Origin of the sequence: Marinomonas posidonica (assembly GCF_043643765.1) — a bacterium.
Classification (GTDB): domain Bacteria; phylum Pseudomonadota; class Gammaproteobacteria; order Pseudomonadales; family Marinomonadaceae; genus Marinomonas; species Marinomonas posidonica_A.
Genome location: NZ_JBHZSP010000011.1, coordinates 17,418 through 33,927, shown reverse-complemented (window position 1 = coordinate 33,927; position 16,510 = coordinate 17,418). Strand labels below are relative to the sequence as shown.

General features: G+C 42.0%; 22 protein-coding genes. 10 read left to right on the top strand and 12 right to left on the bottom strand.

What is annotated here, in order from left to right:
- Position 1: 1 nt before the first annotated feature.
- The 3 genes from ACHUFM_RS13160 to ACHUFM_RS13150 all read left to right on the top strand — a co-directional run bounded on the left by ACHUFM_RS13160 (position 2) and on the right by ACHUFM_RS13150 (position 1,318).
- Positions 2-526 (top strand): hypothetical protein, encoded by a 525-nt coding sequence (locus ACHUFM_RS13160; RefSeq protein WP_394182679.1) that lies wholly within the window; start codon positions 2-4, stop codon positions 524-526.
- A gap of 17 nt (positions 527-543) precedes the next feature.
- Positions 544-1,029 (top strand): DUF2971 domain-containing protein, encoded by a 486-nt coding sequence (locus ACHUFM_RS13155; protein WP_394182678.1) that lies wholly within the window; start codon positions 544-546, stop codon positions 1,027-1,029.
- 103 nt (positions 1,030-1,132) lie between these two features.
- The gene (locus tag ACHUFM_RS13150; protein ID WP_394182677.1) at positions 1,133-1,318 is read left to right on the top strand and encodes a hypothetical protein; all 186 of its coding nucleotides are present in this window, start codon (positions 1,133-1,135) and stop codon (positions 1,316-1,318) included.
- 17 nt (positions 1,319-1,335) lie between these two features.
- Here the strand turns inward: ACHUFM_RS13150 and ACHUFM_RS13145 are convergent, their stop codons facing one another.
- Together ACHUFM_RS13145 and ACHUFM_RS13140 are read right to left on the bottom strand one after the other, a co-directional pair.
- Complete coding sequence (locus tag ACHUFM_RS13145; RefSeq protein ID WP_394182676.1) at positions 1,336-1,857, bottom strand: hypothetical protein; 522 nt, start codon at positions 1,855-1,857, stop codon at positions 1,336-1,338.
- 60 nt (positions 1,858-1,917) lie between these two features.
- On the bottom strand, positions 1,918-2,154 hold the full coding sequence (locus ACHUFM_RS13140; protein WP_394182675.1) for a hypothetical protein: 237 nt from the start codon (positions 2,152-2,154) through the stop codon (positions 1,918-1,920).
- Positions 2,155-2,314: 160 nt separating this feature from the next.
- On the opposite strand from ACHUFM_RS13140, the gene ACHUFM_RS13135 reads away from it, so the two are divergent.
- Together ACHUFM_RS13135 and ACHUFM_RS13130 are read left to right on the top strand one after the other, a co-directional pair.
- A complete protein-coding gene (locus ACHUFM_RS13135; RefSeq protein ID WP_394182674.1) occupies positions 2,315-3,400 on the top strand; it encodes a hypothetical protein in 1,086 nt (361 codons plus the stop codon).
- A 43-nt stretch (positions 3,401-3,443) separates the two neighbouring features.
- Positions 3,444-4,004 carry a hypothetical protein gene (locus ACHUFM_RS13130; protein WP_394182673.1) on the top strand — a complete coding sequence of 187 codons (561 nt, stop codon included), beginning with the start codon at positions 3,444-3,446 and terminating at the stop codon, positions 4,002-4,004.
- Between the two features lie 92 nt (positions 4,005-4,096).
- On the opposite strand, the gene ACHUFM_RS13125 is transcribed toward ACHUFM_RS13130, so the two are convergent.
- The 3 genes from ACHUFM_RS13125 to ACHUFM_RS13115 all read right to left on the bottom strand — a co-directional run bounded on the left by ACHUFM_RS13125 (position 4,097) and on the right by ACHUFM_RS13115 (position 5,232).
- Positions 4,097-4,270, bottom strand: a complete 174-nt coding sequence (locus ACHUFM_RS13125) for a DUF3606 domain-containing protein (RefSeq protein ID WP_394182672.1) — start codon at positions 4,268-4,270, stop codon at positions 4,097-4,099.
- A gap of 68 nt (positions 4,271-4,338) precedes the next feature.
- A complete protein-coding gene (locus tag ACHUFM_RS13120; protein ID WP_394182671.1) occupies positions 4,339-4,626 on the bottom strand; it encodes a hypothetical protein in 288 nt (95 codons plus the stop codon).
- Between the two features lie 333 nt (positions 4,627-4,959).
- Positions 4,960-5,232, bottom strand: coding sequence for a site-specific integrase (locus ACHUFM_RS13115; RefSeq protein ID WP_394182670.1), 273 nt, complete (start codon positions 5,230-5,232; stop codon positions 4,960-4,962).
- Between the two features lie 430 nt (positions 5,233-5,662).
- On the opposite strand from ACHUFM_RS13115, the gene ACHUFM_RS13110 reads away from it, so the two are divergent.
- From ACHUFM_RS13110 to ACHUFM_RS13095, 4 genes are all read left to right on the top strand, one after another.
- The gene (locus ACHUFM_RS13110; RefSeq protein WP_394182669.1) at positions 5,663-6,151 is read left to right on the top strand and encodes a hypothetical protein; all 489 of its coding nucleotides are present in this window, start codon (positions 5,663-5,665) and stop codon (positions 6,149-6,151) included.
- A gap of 130 nt (positions 6,152-6,281) precedes the next feature.
- Positions 6,282-6,422, top strand: a complete 141-nt coding sequence (locus tag ACHUFM_RS13105; protein WP_394182668.1) for a hypothetical protein — start codon at positions 6,282-6,284, stop codon at positions 6,420-6,422.
- A gap of 65 nt (positions 6,423-6,487) precedes the next feature.
- Complete coding sequence (locus ACHUFM_RS13100) at positions 6,488-6,751, top strand: AbrB/MazE/SpoVT family DNA-binding domain-containing protein (RefSeq protein WP_394182667.1); 264 nt, start codon at positions 6,488-6,490, stop codon at positions 6,749-6,751.
- Between the two features lie 31 nt (positions 6,752-6,782).
- Positions 6,783-7,139, top strand: a complete 357-nt coding sequence (locus tag ACHUFM_RS13095) for a type II toxin-antitoxin system PemK/MazF family toxin (RefSeq protein ID WP_394182833.1) — start codon at positions 6,783-6,785, stop codon at positions 7,137-7,139.
- A gap of 164 nt (positions 7,140-7,303) precedes the next feature.
- Here the strand turns inward: ACHUFM_RS13095 and ACHUFM_RS13090 are convergent, their stop codons facing one another.
- Entirely contained in the window at positions 7,304-7,678 is a 375-nt protein-coding gene (locus ACHUFM_RS13090; RefSeq protein WP_394182666.1) for a hypothetical protein, read from the bottom strand.
- A gap of 285 nt (positions 7,679-7,963) precedes the next feature.
- Positions 7,964-10,351, bottom strand: coding sequence for a bifunctional acetate--CoA ligase family protein/GNAT family N-acetyltransferase (locus ACHUFM_RS13085; protein WP_394182665.1), 2,388 nt, complete (start codon positions 10,349-10,351; stop codon positions 7,964-7,966).
- 265 nt (positions 10,352-10,616) lie between these two features.
- On the opposite strand from ACHUFM_RS13085, the gene ACHUFM_RS13080 reads away from it, so the two are divergent.
- Positions 10,617-11,540, top strand: coding sequence for a histone deacetylase family protein (locus tag ACHUFM_RS13080; protein ID WP_394182664.1), 924 nt, complete (start codon positions 10,617-10,619; stop codon positions 11,538-11,540).
- Positions 11,541-11,547: 7 nt separating this feature from the next.
- Here the strand turns inward: ACHUFM_RS13080 and hxpB are convergent, their stop codons facing one another.
- From hxpB to cysP, 5 genes are all read right to left on the bottom strand, one after another.
- Entirely contained in the window at positions 11,548-12,207 is a 660-nt protein-coding gene (gene hxpB, locus ACHUFM_RS13075) for a hexitol phosphatase HxpB (RefSeq protein ID WP_394182663.1), read from the bottom strand.
- A gap of 33 nt (positions 12,208-12,240) precedes the next feature.
- Positions 12,241-13,329: a sulfate/molybdate ABC transporter ATP-binding protein gene (locus ACHUFM_RS13070; RefSeq protein WP_394182662.1), complete on the bottom strand. Its 1,089-nt coding sequence runs from the start codon at positions 13,327-13,329 to the stop codon at positions 12,241-12,243.
- Positions 13,326-14,207, bottom strand: a complete 882-nt coding sequence (gene cysW, locus ACHUFM_RS13065; protein WP_394182661.1) for a sulfate ABC transporter permease subunit CysW — start codon at positions 14,205-14,207, stop codon at positions 13,326-13,328. The genes ACHUFM_RS13070 and cysW overlap by 4 nt, the downstream gene beginning before the upstream one ends.
- Positions 14,208-14,218: 11 nt before the next feature.
- Complete coding sequence (cysT, locus tag ACHUFM_RS13060; RefSeq protein ID WP_063332810.1) at positions 14,219-15,076, bottom strand: sulfate/thiosulfate ABC transporter permease CysT; 858 nt, start codon at positions 15,074-15,076, stop codon at positions 14,219-14,221.
- Positions 15,077-15,211: 135 nt separating this feature from the next.
- Entirely contained in the window at positions 15,212-16,225 is a 1,014-nt protein-coding gene (gene cysP, locus ACHUFM_RS13055; RefSeq protein ID WP_394182660.1) for a thiosulfate ABC transporter substrate-binding protein CysP, read from the bottom strand.
- Positions 16,226-16,510 lie beyond the last annotated feature (285 nt).

The window sequence follows — 16,510 nt, the reverse complement described above, 5'->3', positions numbered from 1 at the left end:
TATGAAAATTGATCAAGAATACCTAGTTAAGCTCTTAAGCCCGTTAGATGATGGAAATATTCTCACATTGTCTGCATATCTTTCTGAAGTTGAAAAGTTAGGCGTCATTGTATGTGAGAGCAATAAAAAACCTACTGAAATGTTTGATGTGCATTTGAATTATATGATTTCAAAAAAAATGATTTCAAACATGGCAGGTCAAAGTGATCTCAAGTCGTTAGGCTTTCTTTCTCCTTTGTCGGGGGAGTTATCATTCCTAGGGCACGTAAAAATCATGAAAACGGAAAAGGAAGAAACTACCTCAAATAGTCATTTTACTTTTAATGGACCAGTGACCACACAACAAGCTCAATTTGGTAACGACAACATTCAAAATATCACCATCAACATGCAAGAGCTCGTTGAAAAAGTAGCGGCATCCGGCGATAAAGAAGCAAAAGGAATGCTAATGAAGCTCCTTGAAAACCCAACGGTTAGTGGTGTGATTGGTGTAGGTGTGTCTAGGTTGATTGGGATGTTGAGCTAAATTGACTAAGGAATAATATGAGACCTGATAGCCTTTACAAGTATTGCCCAATCTATAGTGATAATTTTGAAAATGAGAGATCAATAGAGAACTTAATTAATTCACATGCAGTATTTTCGAATAGACATAATTTTAATGATTTGTTTGATTCGAAAATTGACTTTATTAGACCTACTAGAGCGAAACTTAAAAAACTGGCAAGTGAAATGAATGCAAAAATGAGGTCTGACTTTAAGCGAGATTTTTTAGGTGAAGATTGGGAAGAAAAATATTTAGCTGTTGAACAGGAAATATCAAGAGTTTTTGATAGATATTTATATTACTGTCTTACGGACAAGCCGGATAGTAATCTTATGTGGTCTCATTATGCTAATTCTCATAAAGGGTTTTGCATCGAATGGAGTTCTGAATTTATCAATGCAGACAAGGTCAGATATGAATCTGAAATAGCCAAGTTTGATGTTTTCGACATTCTAAGGTCAACATACGGGCTACCATTATAAAGATAGCGCCGGAGATGAAATATGGGAGGCGTTAAGGTTAAAACTTGATGATTGGAAATACGAATCAGAATATCGTTTCCAGCTTAGTAATACTATGGAGGGTTTGATAGCTAAAAAAGGCGATAATTTTGTGCTTGTTAAGTATCAACCAGAATGGATTAAATCTATCATTTTTGGTTGTCGTATGACAGAAAACGCAAAATCATACCTGAAAAAAAACCTACCTTTTGACGTTCCATTCAAAGATGCATATGAAGGGAAAAATACTATAAAAATTCGAAGTTCTTAAGAATTTATTAATGGATATTAATCAAACGTAATAATGGGTTCTAAATGTGATTTTTTATACGGAATACACATGCAGTTTTTTTTGAAATCGAAGAATGTATTTATGCTTAAATCTATTTTCTTATCAAACCTAGAGCGACAGTAGTCACAGTGATTGTTAGTTCCAGAGCTTCTTAGTATTGCTTCTTTTATTCCAGACTTATGCGATTTAATGAAATTATCATCCCATGCTTTTTCACATGAACCTTTATAATATATATCTCTTACTACTTTGTTGATATGTTTTATTTCTTCTTCATTTACTTGAAATTCTGATGAAATGATTGAATCAGTTAATTTTGATTCATGATTTAGGTGGGCCAAAACGAGAGTATACTTAGATTTAGGGATTATTGATTCGATCTCTAATTCGTCTAGAAAATATGCATTCAATGTCCGAATCTTCATGTCACTTTCAATTTCTGTTAAATTATCATTAGCTTTTATAGAATTAATTTGAACGTTAGAAGGAAAAAGTAAGCGTATGATTTTTGATAGCATTTGAAATCTCGATTTAATTAATGATGTTGATATTTTTATAATGTTTGGGCTGATGAAAAGCTACCCTCTTAATTTCCTATACTGTTCTAGCTTTATTTGTGACTTCCGCTTTTCTTCATTTTTAATCTTACGGCGAACAATATCAATCAAGTCATCCAATTCGCTGACAGAGTGTTCTCCCCACGCCTTATACTGCTTGATGGCTAAATCCACCGAGCGATGCCAGTCGTAGTGTTCTTCTTTAATCGCCTCGTCTGCGATCTCACAGCGAACATCAGACCTGCTTTTCCTCTGCATGCTCGTTCCCTCAATGACCCGCCTTCCAGATTAGCAAGCCAAAGCATGGCTTGTCAGTATTTAGTCAATAAAATGTTTTCAAATGATGACAAATCAAACGGTTATAGAGATACTAACCATATCCTTAAATTTTCATATCCCAAATCATGGAGGATATCCCTTGGCATCAAGTGATTTTGAAATAGAAATGTCTTTGTATAAATTAGAAAAGTGTGGGTTATATGAGTCAACACTTCAGGGTAATCAACAAAGAATTCTTCGTAATGAACCTGCAAAAGCTCTACTTATAGATGAATTGCTACGAGAAATTAAGAAGTGGGCAGTAGACTCTGATCGACCTTTTGGTAACACATGCCCAAGCGGAATTGCAGACTCATCTAGGATTTATTGTTACAACATTACTGAGTATAAAGGTACTTTTCTTGCTGCATTTTGGGTTGCGATGGCTAAAGGGAAAAATAGCATTAATAAACTCTCACGTAGTAAGCCTATAAAAAATGTTGTGCCTACCGATGCAAAAGCGAATCTTACAGATGATGATATTGCAGGATATATGGCTTATTTTATTTTTGTACCTGAGAAGAACCGCTTTGCACCTGTTCAGCTTCGCCATATAGGTACTGATAAAAATCCTGTATCTACTCCTAAAATGAAAGCTTATCTAAATGCTTATATAAATTACGAAACTGGTTATTTGATGAAAGAAGATGGTGGTTCTTCTTTCTCAGAAAAGCCAAAAGGTACAGAAGGTCGAGTACCAAATTCAAATTTAGTATCTAGGCTAGAGTGGTCAAGAGAAACTGGCGACCCAGAATTACAAGTCGTAAAAGATAAATCTAGAGATATTTATAAGTTAACTTATAAGTTTAGACAGCCTGAAAAAATTATGAATCATGCCAATTCGAAACTAAATTATTTTAGACAAATGTTTGCTGATTTTAAGTTGGGGAATGATGATTTAGACAATAGAAAAGAAATGGAGGTTGTTATTCCTATTCTTAATGGGTTAGACGTAAGTGAAATTATTGAGTTGGAAAATAATTTTGAAGAGTTTTCTGAAGGGGAAGCTTTTAATGTTGGATTTAAAATCCATAAAGATCCGAAAGAGTATTGGCTAGATAAAACTTATAGAAAGTTTAGTGATAAGATGAGTGTCCAAACTGAAGCGAAAAATAGAGAGTTTCCAGTGCTATTAGATCTTCATAAAAAGTTGTTTGATAAAGCGGGTAGCTTCCTTAATTCTTAGTTAGTTTATATGCTATAATCTAACTTATAGAGGGGGTGATATTATGTCTATAGGTAATAAACTTCTTGTATTTATTGGTAAAAAAATTTCGGACGATGATTTTCTTCGTCGATTTAATTACTTTCTAACATTTATTTTTTTAATCATTTCTGTATCAGCTTTTTGGCCAGGTATGCAAATTAAGGGTTCCGATCAGGCATCTATTGGGGCTAGCATGACGACAGTTTCAGCTATTATCTTTGGTATCATGGGAGCTTGGCTGTCTTTAATGAAATTAGATGCAGAGAAAGAGTTGGAAGAAAAAATACCAAAATGGGAAAGTACTGGGCATATAGTAAAGAAAATCGAAGATTTAAGTGGGATTATAACAGTCAGTTGTATAATTCTATTCTTTTGTATTGCACAGATATTTCTTTATCATGCGTTATCTAAGATAAATTTCTTTATTCAATATGCAAGTGTTCTTAAAGGTGTATCATTTTCAATTTTAGTTTTTCTTGGCCTAGTTCAAATTAAATTGATAGTGAAAATTTTATTGTATGGCGCAGATCAGTTTTTAGACATACTGAAGTTGAAAGATAAACTTGAAGATAAGCATTATTAAAAAGCCCTCATAATTTGAGGGCTTTTTAAGTTTTAGATCTTAATCCAAAAATCATCACAACACTTATTTTTCCTTACATACTATAATGATTATCAAGATAGATATTTTCTAACGTCTGATGCATAAGTACCAACAGCATTTACTGCTAGTATTAATGCACCTTGAGTGCAACCTAAAGAGCTGCACCAATTTCTTACTTCAGATGGATCGTTAATGTCTATTCTGATGTTATCTGGAGATCCGACTTTCGATTTGTCGTCTGACATAATATTTCCTCGCTAAATCCACTATCGGAATTGATAGTAGGTTTTAATATAGGGCTACTTTTCCTTTCTCAAGTGTAGATAGGAGTTATATTTAAGGCTTGGCCAGCTATTATCGTGCCGCGTCCGTTTTGGAATTCAACAAAGGCGTGTATCAATTGATGTGTTTTTGGCTGCTCTATCACTGGAGTTAGTGGGATAAGGGCGTTAGCGATTCTGCCAAAGGTTACTAGGTCGACACCAAAGCGTTCTTTAAGCGGGGTGTCGTAATCTTCCCCGCTATCGATCAGGGCGTCTGCTTGGTCTGGAGTGAGTCCGAGGGCTTGTTCTGCGAGTAGTTGTATTTCTACTTTGTTCATAAGTACATCCTTTTACTGTGTCTAGAGGTTCAATTCAGTAGCAATCCTTGCTGACTAAAGATTAGCAATCTTCTTGTGATGGTTCAAATCAATATCAATATCATGCTAAAAGCATAGGTACAAAAAATACTAACCTATTGATTTATATGGAAAATAATTTTCAAAGTTGGGCACAAAAAAACATCTTAACTTATTGAAGTTATTAGATTAAATACAGAATTGAAAATCCTCGTGTCGGCGGTTCGATTCCGTCTCTGGGCACCATGATTAAAGGAAACCTGCTTTTTAAGCAGGTTTTTTTTTGCCTAATTTGTTCCTAATTAGGAACAAACGCTACCTTGCTGCTTTAAATCGTTCGATTTTTGTCTTGTATTTATTCCTCATACTCTCGGTTTTATGGCCAGCAATATGATCACTTTCAGCATCTGATACGCCTTTCGACTTTAGAAGGTGTAATGTCCAAAACGTATCTTTTAAGCCTCTTTCTTCCATTGTATCTTTTAAGCGGTGTAAGGCTGTTCGTAAACCCGACATGCTGAGCTTGTGTCCGGTTGAGCTGATGATTAATGGAACGTCTTCACCGTATGCATTGTGATCCTTTAGCATTTTTACAGCAGCTTGGTAAGCTTTATAAAGTCGCTCTGTTCATTCAATAAAATTTTTCTTACTTCCCTTTCTGCGAGTTACTAAAATCCCGCCATTTATAGGGTCAGGATTGATGTGTGATGTTCTGAGGTCTAATGTTTCAACACCTCTTGAAGTAATTAGGTACGTGAGTTCAAAAAAGTAGGGTAGGTACTCAGATTGTTCTGCAGCGATTTTATATTGAATGTCATATTCTTCGTCTTTGACGTAACGTTCGTTTGCTTCGACATTGAAATTTAAATTTTGAATGGGCTTTCTAGAATGCCCAGAGTGGAGTGGTTAGAGCGCTTGGTTGATGGTTGATGTGTCTTTGAGCCATCTTGTATTATATTTGTTAAATAATACATTTGTAAGAAGGACAATGTATTGAAGTTAAGCAAGAGGTGCAGGCATGGATGGCAGTACAATAACCTTAGTTATTTTGGGACTTTTGATCTTTTCAGTATTGTGTTTTAAAAGGGCATTAACGCTTAAAAAACGACATGGGGGATGGGTTAAGTCGAAGGAAGGCGTCGGACATATAGGTGCTAATTTCTCTCAATTTACCGATTCAACAAAACAAGTCGAGCCTGGGCTCACTATGAACACCGAGGATGAAGTTAAAGCGACCATAGAGTCATCTTTAGTTCGATTGAGTCAACAAATGAAAAAAGCCGAAATGGACAAGGTAGATTTTCATTATGAAGGTGCTGTTCTTAAAGTTTACAAGCTATTAAAAAATGGCAATCGGTACAAGCGTCCTATCGTTACTCTGTTCTACAACGAACGAAATGCATCAGGAAAATGGTGTGTTGAAGTGGGAGGTGGAAGAGAGACTTTCCTGCTTATTGATGATGCGATGACAGTGTTGATTTCTACAGCAAAGGAAATGGCATCTTAATGTCAGAAATAGTTGATAAATATAAGTTCCTTTATTAACTCTCGAAGTTAGGCCTTGAAAGTGAGTTGCAGAAACTTAGAGTGGCTTTCTCATGTTCTGTATTTATTTATATAGTGCATGCTGAGTTTTTTTGCGCTCCAGTACCCATGAGTTGTCTTTTCAAAGAGAAGAACGTTCGGCTTCTTTTTATCGTGGTTTGAGTTTGTGTATTGAAGTTGTGCAGAATCAATTGGGTCAGGGCTTAGTGAAATCAGAGGAAAAACAAGACTGAGTATTTTGCAATATGTATATCCAATGTATATACTTGGCTGATGTGGTTAACATTGAGGTGAAGGTATGAACATTGATGCTGAAGTAAAAAAATGGGGCAACAGCCTGGCATTGCGCATCAATGCGGTCACGGCTGAAGCACTGAACCTACATCAAGGCAGTAAAGTGACCTATGAAATTTTGCCAGATGGTTTGTTGATCAAGCCGGTGGTCGATAAAAGCGCCAACGCTTGGCCTTATTCAGAGTCAGAGCTATTAGCGGGTATTGATAAAAATAATGCCCACACGGATGAATTGGCGGCCTTTGATGACAATGAATGGCTTGATTAGCCTGATGACGGAATAAAAGGATATTAGTGTGATGCAGAGCCATTATGTACCGGACCGAAAGGACATTGTTTGGTTGGATTTCGAGCCCAAAAAAGGGCGAGAAATCGGCAAATTGCGGCCCGCGATGGTGCTGTCCTCTCAGGCGTTAAACCAGCAGACGGGAATGATTATCTGTTTGCCGATCAGCACCAGTATTCGCGGTGGTATGTTGGAAGTGCCGCTTGGCGATGCCCTGAACAAACCTTCTGTGGTTGTGTCAAACGGTGTGCAAACGCTGGATTGGAAACAGCGCAAAGCCCAGTTCATTACTAAGGCAGAAGATCATGTCTATAAAGAAGCGGTTTTGAAACTGGCCACTTTGATGGGTGTGGATCAGTTGTTAACTTGATTGCATTGATACAAAAAAAACCGCTGTTTGAGAGGCATGTAAGCTTTCTCAAACAGCGGTTTATAAATTGTTTTTTGATCGAGGGAAGGCATGAAGAAGTTTTCTGGACATCTGAACAAAGGTCAATTCGATTTCAGCACCGAAACCATTTCTTCAATGAATGATTAGCTTTTAGAGGTGATGATCATATCTAACGCTTTACCATTTTCTATCAAAGTAAAACCTTTAATACCTCTCAACAAGTTCCAGCTTTCTTCATCTGTTGAGAAAAAATAAACACAGCCTGCTGCGGATTCTGATGCCCTTTTTATCAGAATATTCCAATCAAACGCCATCTGTTCTGTTTCATTCTCTGAAATATCTGCTGAATACATAGACTGTGTCTCATCAATTGTTAGAGGGCCAACAAAAGTGAGATCTGAAAATTGTTGTTTTACCGAACTTAAGCCACAGTCGTTTTGGCTTTCTTCACTAAACACCATGGTACTAAAACATAAGAGTAAAAAGTTCATTATCATTTGAACTATGATATTTTTCATAGGTCCTCCTTTACTGAATAACGCCATACTTTTTCTGATATATCCAAAACTTAGGGGAGTTAGCCACGCGAGTCATTTGCCAACATTGTCACAGCAAAGCCATTCCACGATTTAAACCCACCTAGAAATGCCATCTAACAAGTGGCGATACACCTCCTTTTATGAAGCGTAATGCTTTTCGCAGATCTGATGTACTGAGTCTTGCCAGTTGCAACGATTAAAAAATGGCTGACTTTTGCTCGTTGCAATGTTTGGTTCGAAATGGCATTGCAGCGATTCCCTTCATCAAGCACCTATGTCTTTGATGAGGGTTTTCGTGAGCTTGATGGTGGCAATGACTTGGCTGATGTCATCTGGGTCTCTTTGAATCTGGAAGCCTAGGTGTTTACAGAATTGGATCATGCGTTTGTTTTCCGCTAAGACAATGCCTTTCATGACGTTTAACCCTTTGTCATAGGCGACTAAGAACAGTTGTCGCATCAGGTAGGAGGCTAAGCCTAGACCTTGGAACTCGTCTCCTAAAACAACGGCGAATTCACAGCTCTGGTCGTCAAAGTTATCAATATAACGAGCGGTGCCAATCAGTAGGTCAGAGTCTTCTCGCTTAATAACCGCAAGCAAGGCCATTTCTCGGTCGTAATCTATGTGTGACATGGTCGCCAGCATGCGAGGTGTGAGCTCTTCGATGTTTGAGATAAAGCGGAAGTAGCGGGTTTCATGTGACATATTCCGTACAAAATCCGCCATGATGCCTGAGTCTCTTGGAAGCACCGGACGAACAGTCGCTTGTTCGCCGTTTTTGAGTGACAACTCGCTGACCCATTGCCTAGGGTAGGGTTGGATGGCCAGATGCTCATAACGCCGTAGGTGTTTGCTGTCTTTCAGGCTGGCGCTGACATCGGCATACAGACTGCCGCTATCATGGAGACGAACATCGGCTAGATCTAAATGGTCAATTTCGGGCAGCTCGCAGACAAGAGTCGACAGGTTGCGTAATAAGCCTTCTAATTCATAAGAGGTTTCATTTGGTAAGGCTCGTTGGATGAGGTCTTTTGCCAGTAGGGTATTTAATGGTGGCAAGGCAACGGCCTCGGCTTGTTGGTGTTGTTGTGCTCCTTCCAACGCTAAGCCAATAGCCGGTCCAAATACTGGGTCTTGAAATACTCGAATGTGCAAAGGCGCTGCCAGCAGATGGTGGGCTTGTCGTCTGGAGGTTAGTCGAATATGAAAGAGTTCAAAGATGTCTTTTAGATCATCTAATCCCAGACTTGGCGATGGACGTTTGTGGAGCTTGGTGAGCTGTCTACTGGCTTGATTGACGTCTATTTGAAAACGAAAAGCGTGGCTGTCGGCGGCTTGTTTTGCCAACAGTTGGTTGCGTTGAAACTGGACGAGAAACTGAAAGCCTTCGATCGCGGTTTCTGGCGTTCTAAAAGTCGGGATACCAGCTTCATTTATGCGCGTTCGCATTTTCGTCATGCCACCACCACCGAGTAAGCACACCATAACCAGTTTTTTCTGTTGTCGATGCAGTTGTGTGATTAGCGCATAAAGTGAATCGATGTCGATCAATGCGGTGGGGCTTAAGGTGAGTAATACTGCGCCACAGGCTTCACTGTTGAGGGCATCGGCCGCGAGATTAATAAACAGGTCCGTAGCACTACTGGCCCAAACTGTGGTGACAGTGCCAATGCCACCGCGTCCTGCCATCGTCTGTTCTAGTTGTTGCTGCAGTGGCCCTTCAGGCGTTAATAAATCAATGCCTAATTCCATGGCACGTTGGGCGGCCAGTTCCCCTGGGCCGGCACCGTTGCCTATGATGAGTAGAGAGCCTTCTTTGACCCGTCTTGCATTGGTCATCACCGAAGCGGCGGCAATTAGGTCGTTCAAACGTCTGCCGCGAACGGCACCGGTGCGACTGAGGGCGGCATCCAGAACCCGTTGATCAGCGCCAATAGCATGCTCTGTGACCACGGCAACAGGCTTGCTTCGTCCTGTTGCTCGTAAACTACTAAGAAAGCGTGTCGGGCGTCCTATTTTTTGCAGATACATTAAAATGGCTTGGCTATCGAAATCTCGAGATAAGTAATCTAAGACCTGTGATGGCATCACATCAACAGGCGATCCCATGGCGACGACTTGTGAAAAGCCAATGCCTTGCCAGCTGGCCCAGTCCACTAAGGCACTGGCGACGGTGCCTGATTGCGACATAAGGGCAAGTTTGCCACTCAATGGTTGGGTTAACCCCAGCCATGCAAATACCCCTTGTTTAGGTCGACAAATGCCAAAGCTGTTCGGGCCGAGTAGGCGAACATTGTGTTCACGAAGGGCTTCTGTGAGTTCGTCTGCCGAGGTGTCTGTCCACGATAACATTAACAAGGAGTGAATATTGGCTTTGCCGCAGTCGGCAATGATCTCTTGCATGCTGGTATTAGGGTAATGACCAACTAACACCGCCAGGTCGACGGTTGCCGTTAGTTCGCTTAAAGAGGCGCTATGAGGAAAATCACAGGACTGGCTGGGGGCCACACCGACTAAATGAACAGGGCAGGATTTTGGTGCTTGTGATAACGAGTTCAATAATGCCAGCAATAGCGCATTATCTGGGTCGTCACCAGTGAGTATGGCCATGGATTTAGGGGCAAGCAGTGGCTGTAATGCGTGTTGAGTCACGGTGTTATCTCCTTGCCTTAATGTTCGGTGTTGGATAGTGAAGCGTGTTTCCAATAAAAGCACGCTGACCTCTGTATAAATATATAGGATTAGCTACTTAGGTATCCTTTTGGACGCCAATTAGCTGGTGCGTGTTTTCACTAAACAATAGCATACATAACGAAAGTAAGAATTGTAGACTATGGTAGGGTAGACGGCTTTGATGTGAATATGGCTTGATATAGAGCAAGTTTATTTCACAACCATTCTCTTAAATTGGAACCACATGACAACGGCCTACATAACTCATTTTCAGTGTGATAAGCACAATATGGGCGCAGATCATCCCGAGTCTCCTCAGCGTTTGGGCGCCATTCAGAATCGTTTGATCAATGGTCAGTTGATGGATTTCTTACGCCATGTAGAAGCGCCAACAGCAACACGAGAGCAGTTAGTCGCGACTCATCAGCCAGATTATGTGGACAGCATTTTTGCTCGTGCACCTGAGGAAGGGCAGGTGGAGCTGGAAGCCGAGACGATTATGATGCCGCATACGTTAGAGGCGTCTTTGTATGCCGCGGGCGCGGTGGTGAAAGCGGTGGATATGGTGATGACACAACAAGTCGATAATGCGTTTTGTGCTGTTCGTCCGCCAGGTCATCATGCTGAGTTTGATAAAGCCATGGGCTTTTGTTTGTTTAATAACATTGCCGTGGGGGCGAGATACGCGACGGCTCAATACGATTTAGAGCGAATTGCCATTGTGGATTTTGATGTTCATCATGGCAATGGGACAGAGGACATCTTCAAGCAAGATCAACGAGTGCTATACGCTTCTAGCTACCAGCATCCTTTCTATCCTTACAGCGACCCTGGCGCGTCCCATGACAATATTTTGCACATGCCACTTGAAGCTGGTTCTGGTAGTGCGGCTTTTCGGCAGGTCATCCTGGATCAGCTAATCCCTGCACTGGATGACTTTAAACCACAGTTAATTATGATCTCCGCAGGCTTTGACGCCCATAAAGAAGATCCAATGGGGCAGTTAAGATTAGATGAAACCGATTTCACTTGGATTACGGATCAACTCCGAGAAGCGGCTGAACGCTATTGTGATGGTCGCATCGTTTCAGTGTTGGAAGGCGGTTATAATATTGATGCTTTAGGGCGCGCGGCCTTTTGTCATATTCGCAGTTTGATGTCGCTCTGATGAGGCCTTAAGCAGACAGCAATTGTCGGCCTAGAGAATAATCAAATTCCGATAAGCTGCGCAATTTGTGTGAGGCAATATTAAACTTCTCATCGTCAAATTCATGTGAATGAGGGATTGCGATGCTTTTTATGCCTGCGGCAAGAGAGGCTTTGATGCCCCCGACTGAGTCTTCAAATGAGAGGCAATCTTGCGCTCTTACACCAAGTTTAGACAAGGTTAGCAAGTAAATATCGGGCTTGGGTTTGCCATGTTGAACGTCATCGGCTGAGCTGTAAGTCAAAAAGAAGTGGCCAATGTCTAGGCGTTTAAACACAGAAGGAATAATGCTTTTGGGTGAGTTGGTAGCTAACGCTATTTTTACGCCCTTTGACGTTAAGGTTTGCAATATGTCTCGTACGCCAGCCATTGCTTCACCCTGGTGTTGGACAAGGTGGCTAACCTGATTAATGACTCTCTGTTCTACTTCCTTGTGTGAAAGGCCTGTCCATGGGTATTTTTGATACCAGAATTCGGTGACTTCTCGTGTGGTCATGGCGGCGGTAAGATCGGTTTCCTGAGGCGTTATGGGAACGCCTAAGGCAGAAAACACAGCCCGTTCCGCCTGCTTCCAAAAGGGCTCAGAGTGAATTAACAGTCCGTCCATATCAAAAATAGCGGCTTGCATTGTGTCCTACCTTAGAGTGAAACCATTTTGAAACTACCAGTATACGGGTTGTGGTGTTTTCTGACCATTGGCGAAAAAGTAGCCTGCTTTTGGTGTCACAAACACGGTTTGGCCTTTTTCGAAGCAATGTTTATCAAAGGCTTTGTGAGGTAAGTCCACTTCCCAGATGTGGTCACTGCGCCAATCAATTGGTGTCAGTTCCAATCTCACTTCAGCACCGATTAGGTTAATGGCGACCACTTTCAATGGTAAGAATGCCTGTTCTGTCGCGACGGAAGAGACATGGAATTCATGGGAACGCAGGTATATTTGCCCGGCTGTTTTGGGTGCCTCATCAGGTAGCTGTAGGCTGGCCACATCGTTTTGCCATTTGCCCTGACTAAACTCGGCATCAAAAACGTTAGCATTGCCTAAAAAATCAAACACAAAGCGGCTGTTTGGTGAGGCATAAAGGTCGCCAGGTTGATCGATTTGTTCAATGTGACCATTACTCATCACCACCACTCGATCTGACAGTTCTAAGGCTTCTTCTTGATCGTGGGTAACAAACACGCTGGTAAAGCCTAACTCATCATGTAAACCGCGTAACCAGCGACGTAGCTCTTTACGGACTTTCGCATCCAAGGCGCCAAAAGGCTCGTCTAGCAGTAAAACTTCAGGCTGTGTTGCCAAAGCTCTAGCCAAAGCAATGCGTTGTTTTTGACCACCCGATAATTGCGATGGGAAGCGTTGTGCTAGATGACCAAGTTGAACCATGTCCAGCAAATGCATAACACGTTTGCGAATAGTAGCCGCATTAGGGCGTTTAGACTTGGGTAACACCTCTAATCCAAAAGCCACATTATCGGCCACGGTCATATGACGGAACAGAGCATAGTTTTGAAACACAAACCCCACCCGCCGGTCGCGCACATGCAGATTGGTGACATCGCGTTCACCAAATTGAATGCGACCTGAATCCGCGCCTTCCAGTCCGGCAATAATGCGTAATAGAGTGGTTTTCCCAGAACCGGATGGCCCCAGCAGACCAATCATTTCGCCCTCATTAATGTCTAATGATAAGGGGGATAAGGCCTGAAATGAGCCAAAGTGTTTGGAAATATTGTCAATCAGAATGCTCATTTTGCTACCTGCTTTTCTTGGTCTGATTCATTGCGCATAAGTTTTTCTTGGCGCCATTCGATGTAAGCTTTAAACAATAATGTGATCAAAGCGATCAAGGCTAATAATGAAGCACTGGCAAACGCGGCGGCGGCTTGGTAATCCTCATATTGCAATTGCACATGCAGTGGTAAGGTGTTGGTTTCACCACGAATATTGCCGGATACCACAGAGACGGCACCAAATTCTCCGACGGCGCGAGCATTGGTTAGAATGACGCCGTAAATGAGTGCCCATTTGATGTTTGGTAAGGTCACTCGACGAAAGAGTTGCCAGCCAGAAGCGCCTAAGATAACGGCGGCTTCTTCGTCTTCTCTACCTTGTTGTTGCATCAGTGGGATGAGTTCTCGAGCAACAAATGGACAGGTAACGAAAACCGTGACCATGACAATGCCGGGCCAAGCAAACATTAATTGAATGTCTTGGTCGTACAGCCAAGAACCGATCCAACCATTGTTGCCATATAGCAATAGATACAGTAAGCCTGCCACCACAGGTGACACTGCGAAGGGGATGTCCATTAAGGTCATCAGCAGTTTACGCCCAGGAAACTCAAAGCGTGTCACCGACCAAGCTAACATAACGCCAAATACCAGATTGATTGGCACAGTAAGTAAGGCAACAAATAAGGTTAAACCTATGGCATGCAAGGTGTCGCCTTCAAGCAGGCTGGCGAAATAGTGGCCTACGCCTTCCACTAAGGCTTGTTGAAAAATGCTGATCAGCGGCACGACCAATAGTAATATGGTCAGCAGTAAGGTGATGCCGATCAACGAGTACTTGATAAGAGGGCGATCACCGACTCTTAATTGATGAGATTGCCCTGGGCGATTAGACATAGTACGACTCCCTATCGACCATGGAGGCGACGTAAATAACGTGCCTGCCAAACGTTAATGGCAAACAATAAAACCAAAGAAGCCATCAACACCACAGAGGCGATGGCGCTGGCCGCTGGAAAATCAAACTCCTGCAAGCTAACAAAGATCATCAAAGAGGTAATCTCGCTGACATACGGCATATTGCCTGCGATGAAAATCACCGCACCAAATTCACCAAGGCTACGGGTAAAGGATAACGCAATCCCCGTCATGAGTGCTGGCCATAATGCCGGGAAAATGACTCGTCGAAACACCGCCCAATCTGATGCGCCAAGGGTCATGCCGGCTTCTTCCTCTTCCGGTGAAAGCTCTTCTAAAACTGGCTGCACGGTACGAACAACAAACGGAATACTGGTAAAGGCCATGGCGAGAATGATGCCGACAGGGGTGTACGCGACTTTGATACCAAGGCTTGCCAATAGATCGCCATACCAACCATTTTGTGAATACAGTGTGGCCAGAGTAATACCGGCGACGGCAGTTGGTAACGCAAAAGGTAAGTCTACCAGCGCGTCGAGAACACGACGTCCTGGGAATTCGTAACGCACCAATACCCAGGCTAATAACAAACCAAAAAGTCCGTTAAAAATGGACGCGAAAAATGCGGCCCACAGTGTGACTTTATAACTGGCAACCACTCGTTCGTTGGTGATGACATACCAATATTCATCCCATCCCATGTCGACGGATTGCATGATTAATCCGGTCATGGGAAGCAGCATGATCAAACTGATAAACAACAAAGAAGTACCCAGACTTAGACCTAAGCCAGGGAGGACTCGTTTGTGTTTCGGTCGGGCTTGCGCCACGCTTAAATGTGTTGCCATTAGGTTGCCTGTTTGCTTTGAAATGATCTATCTCGAACAGAAATAGCCAAATTAAAAGTGGTCACTAAGCGACGTTTAGAAAGTAGAAAAGCCGAACACGCGAGCGTATCCGGCTTAGCTTTCATTAATCAAAGATTAACGACGCTGAAGTTGATCCAGTTTACCGCCATTACGGAAAATGTCTTTAGTCGCTTTTGGCCATCCGCCCGCGATTTCTTCTACGGTTAGTAAGGTCACTTCTGGGAATTTGTCGGCAAACTCCGCTTTTACCACGTCATTATGAATGCGGTAGTTAAAACCTGCCAATAAACGCTGTGATGCTTCACTGTACAAGTAGTTTAGGTATTCGTGAGAAACCGCTTCTGTGCCATGTTTCTTGGCATTTTTCGCGACAACCGCAACAGGGAATTCAGCCAAGATAGAGGTTTTAGGCACGACAACTTCATATTGATCTGCGCCATATTGGTTGCGGATGTTATTTACTTCGGATTCAAAGGTAATCAAAACATCCCCGATACCGCGCTCTACAAACGTGGTTGTGGCGCCACGACCACCCGTATCAAATACGGCAACGTTTTTCAGAAAAGTGCTTAGGAAGTCATCAATGTTACTTTCGTTGTCCTTGCCAAAATGGTTTTGTGCGTAACCATACGCAGCAAGGTAAGTATAACGACCATTACCAGAGGTTTTTGGGTTTGGAAACACCAAGGCCACGTCATCACGTACTAGGTCACCCCAGCTTTGGATGTTTTTTGGATTACCTTTACGTACCAAAAATGCAGTAGTGGAGTAATAAGGAGAGCTGTTATTTGGGAATTCAGCTTTCCAGTTTTCAGGAATCATGCGTGCCTTATCATGCAGCACTTGTACATCGGTGACCTGATTAAAGGTCACGACATCCGCTTGAAGTCCATTCATGATGGCATTGGCTTGCTTAGAGGATCCCGCATGAGATTGTTTGATCTCAATTGTTTGCCCCGTTTTTTCTTGCCAATGTTTTTCAAAAGTCGGGTTGTAAGTCGCGAACAGCTCACGAGCAATGTCGTAAGACGTGTTCAAGATGGTTTGGTCGGCTGCGGATGCGTGAACCGCGCCACTTAGTAGTAAACTGCTGACGATGGTTTTGAAAACGCCTGACTTAAATTGCATGTTAACCTCAGATTCTAATGCTAGTCATTCTTAATTGTTGGTAAGAATACTTAAAAGATTTAGTTATTACAATTGTCTTAAATAAACTTTTTTGGAATATAGATAGCCGGCTTTGATGTTAGGAAATCGGAGGCATTGAGATTTCCCTTGTTCATGCAAAAAAAGTGTAAGAGAGAGGTCTTTATGTTACCAGTGACAGAGTTGGCGTAACTATTGAATAGCTCCTTATACCCCCGAAAACATTGGTTGATAGGTTGTATTGCTCTTTAAATGAACCACAAGGTT

Coding starts and splice junctions, on each gene's coding strand:
- ACHUFM_RS13160 (WP_394182679.1), top strand. CDS start 2: ATGAAAATTGATCAAGAATACCTAGTTAAGCTCTTAAGCCCGTTAGAT.
- ACHUFM_RS13155 (WP_394182678.1), top strand. CDS start 544: ATGAGACCTGATAGCCTTTACAAGTATTGCCCAATCTATAGTGATAAT.
- ACHUFM_RS13145 (WP_394182676.1), bottom strand. CDS start 1,857: ATGCTATCAAAAATCATACGCTTACTTTTTCCTTCTAACGTTCAAATT.
- ACHUFM_RS13140 (WP_394182675.1), bottom strand. CDS start 2,154: ATGCAGAGGAAAAGCAGGTCTGATGTTCGCTGTGAGATCGCAGACGAG.
- ACHUFM_RS13130 (WP_394182673.1), top strand. CDS start 3,444: ATGTCTATAGGTAATAAACTTCTTGTATTTATTGGTAAAAAAATTTCG.
- ACHUFM_RS13125 (WP_394182672.1), bottom strand. CDS start 4,270: ATGTCAGACGACAAATCGAAAGTCGGATCTCCAGATAACATCAGAATA.
- ACHUFM_RS13120 (WP_394182671.1), bottom strand. CDS start 4,626: ATGAACAAAGTAGAAATACAACTACTCGCAGAACAAGCCCTCGGACTC.
- ACHUFM_RS13115 (WP_394182670.1), bottom strand. CDS start 5,232: ATGCTAAAGGATCACAATGCATACGGTGAAGACGTTCCATTAATCATC.
- ACHUFM_RS13110 (WP_394182669.1), top strand. CDS start 5,663: ATGGATGGCAGTACAATAACCTTAGTTATTTTGGGACTTTTGATCTTT.
- ACHUFM_RS13100 (WP_394182667.1), top strand. CDS start 6,488: ATGAACATTGATGCTGAAGTAAAAAAATGGGGCAACAGCCTGGCATTG.
- ACHUFM_RS13095 (WP_394182833.1), top strand. CDS start 6,783: ATGCAGAGCCATTATGTACCGGACCGAAAGGACATTGTTTGGTTGGAT.
- ACHUFM_RS13090 (WP_394182666.1), bottom strand. CDS start 7,678: ATGAAAAATATCATAGTTCAAATGATAATGAACTTTTTACTCTTATGT.
- ACHUFM_RS13080 (WP_394182664.1), top strand. CDS start 10,617: ATGACAACGGCCTACATAACTCATTTTCAGTGTGATAAGCACAATATG.
- hxpB (WP_394182663.1), bottom strand. CDS start 12,207: ATGCAAGCCGCTATTTTTGATATGGACGGACTGTTAATTCACTCTGAG.
- ACHUFM_RS13070 (WP_394182662.1), bottom strand. CDS start 13,329: ATGAGCATTCTGATTGACAATATTTCCAAACACTTTGGCTCATTTCAG.
- cysW (WP_394182661.1), bottom strand. CDS start 14,207: ATGTCTAATCGCCCAGGGCAATCTCATCAATTAAGAGTCGGTGATCGC.
- cysT (WP_063332810.1), bottom strand. CDS start 15,076: ATGGCAACACATTTAAGCGTGGCGCAAGCCCGACCGAAACACAAACGA.
- cysP (WP_394182660.1), bottom strand. CDS start 16,225: ATGCAATTTAAGTCAGGCGTTTTCAAAACCATCGTCAGCAGTTTACTA.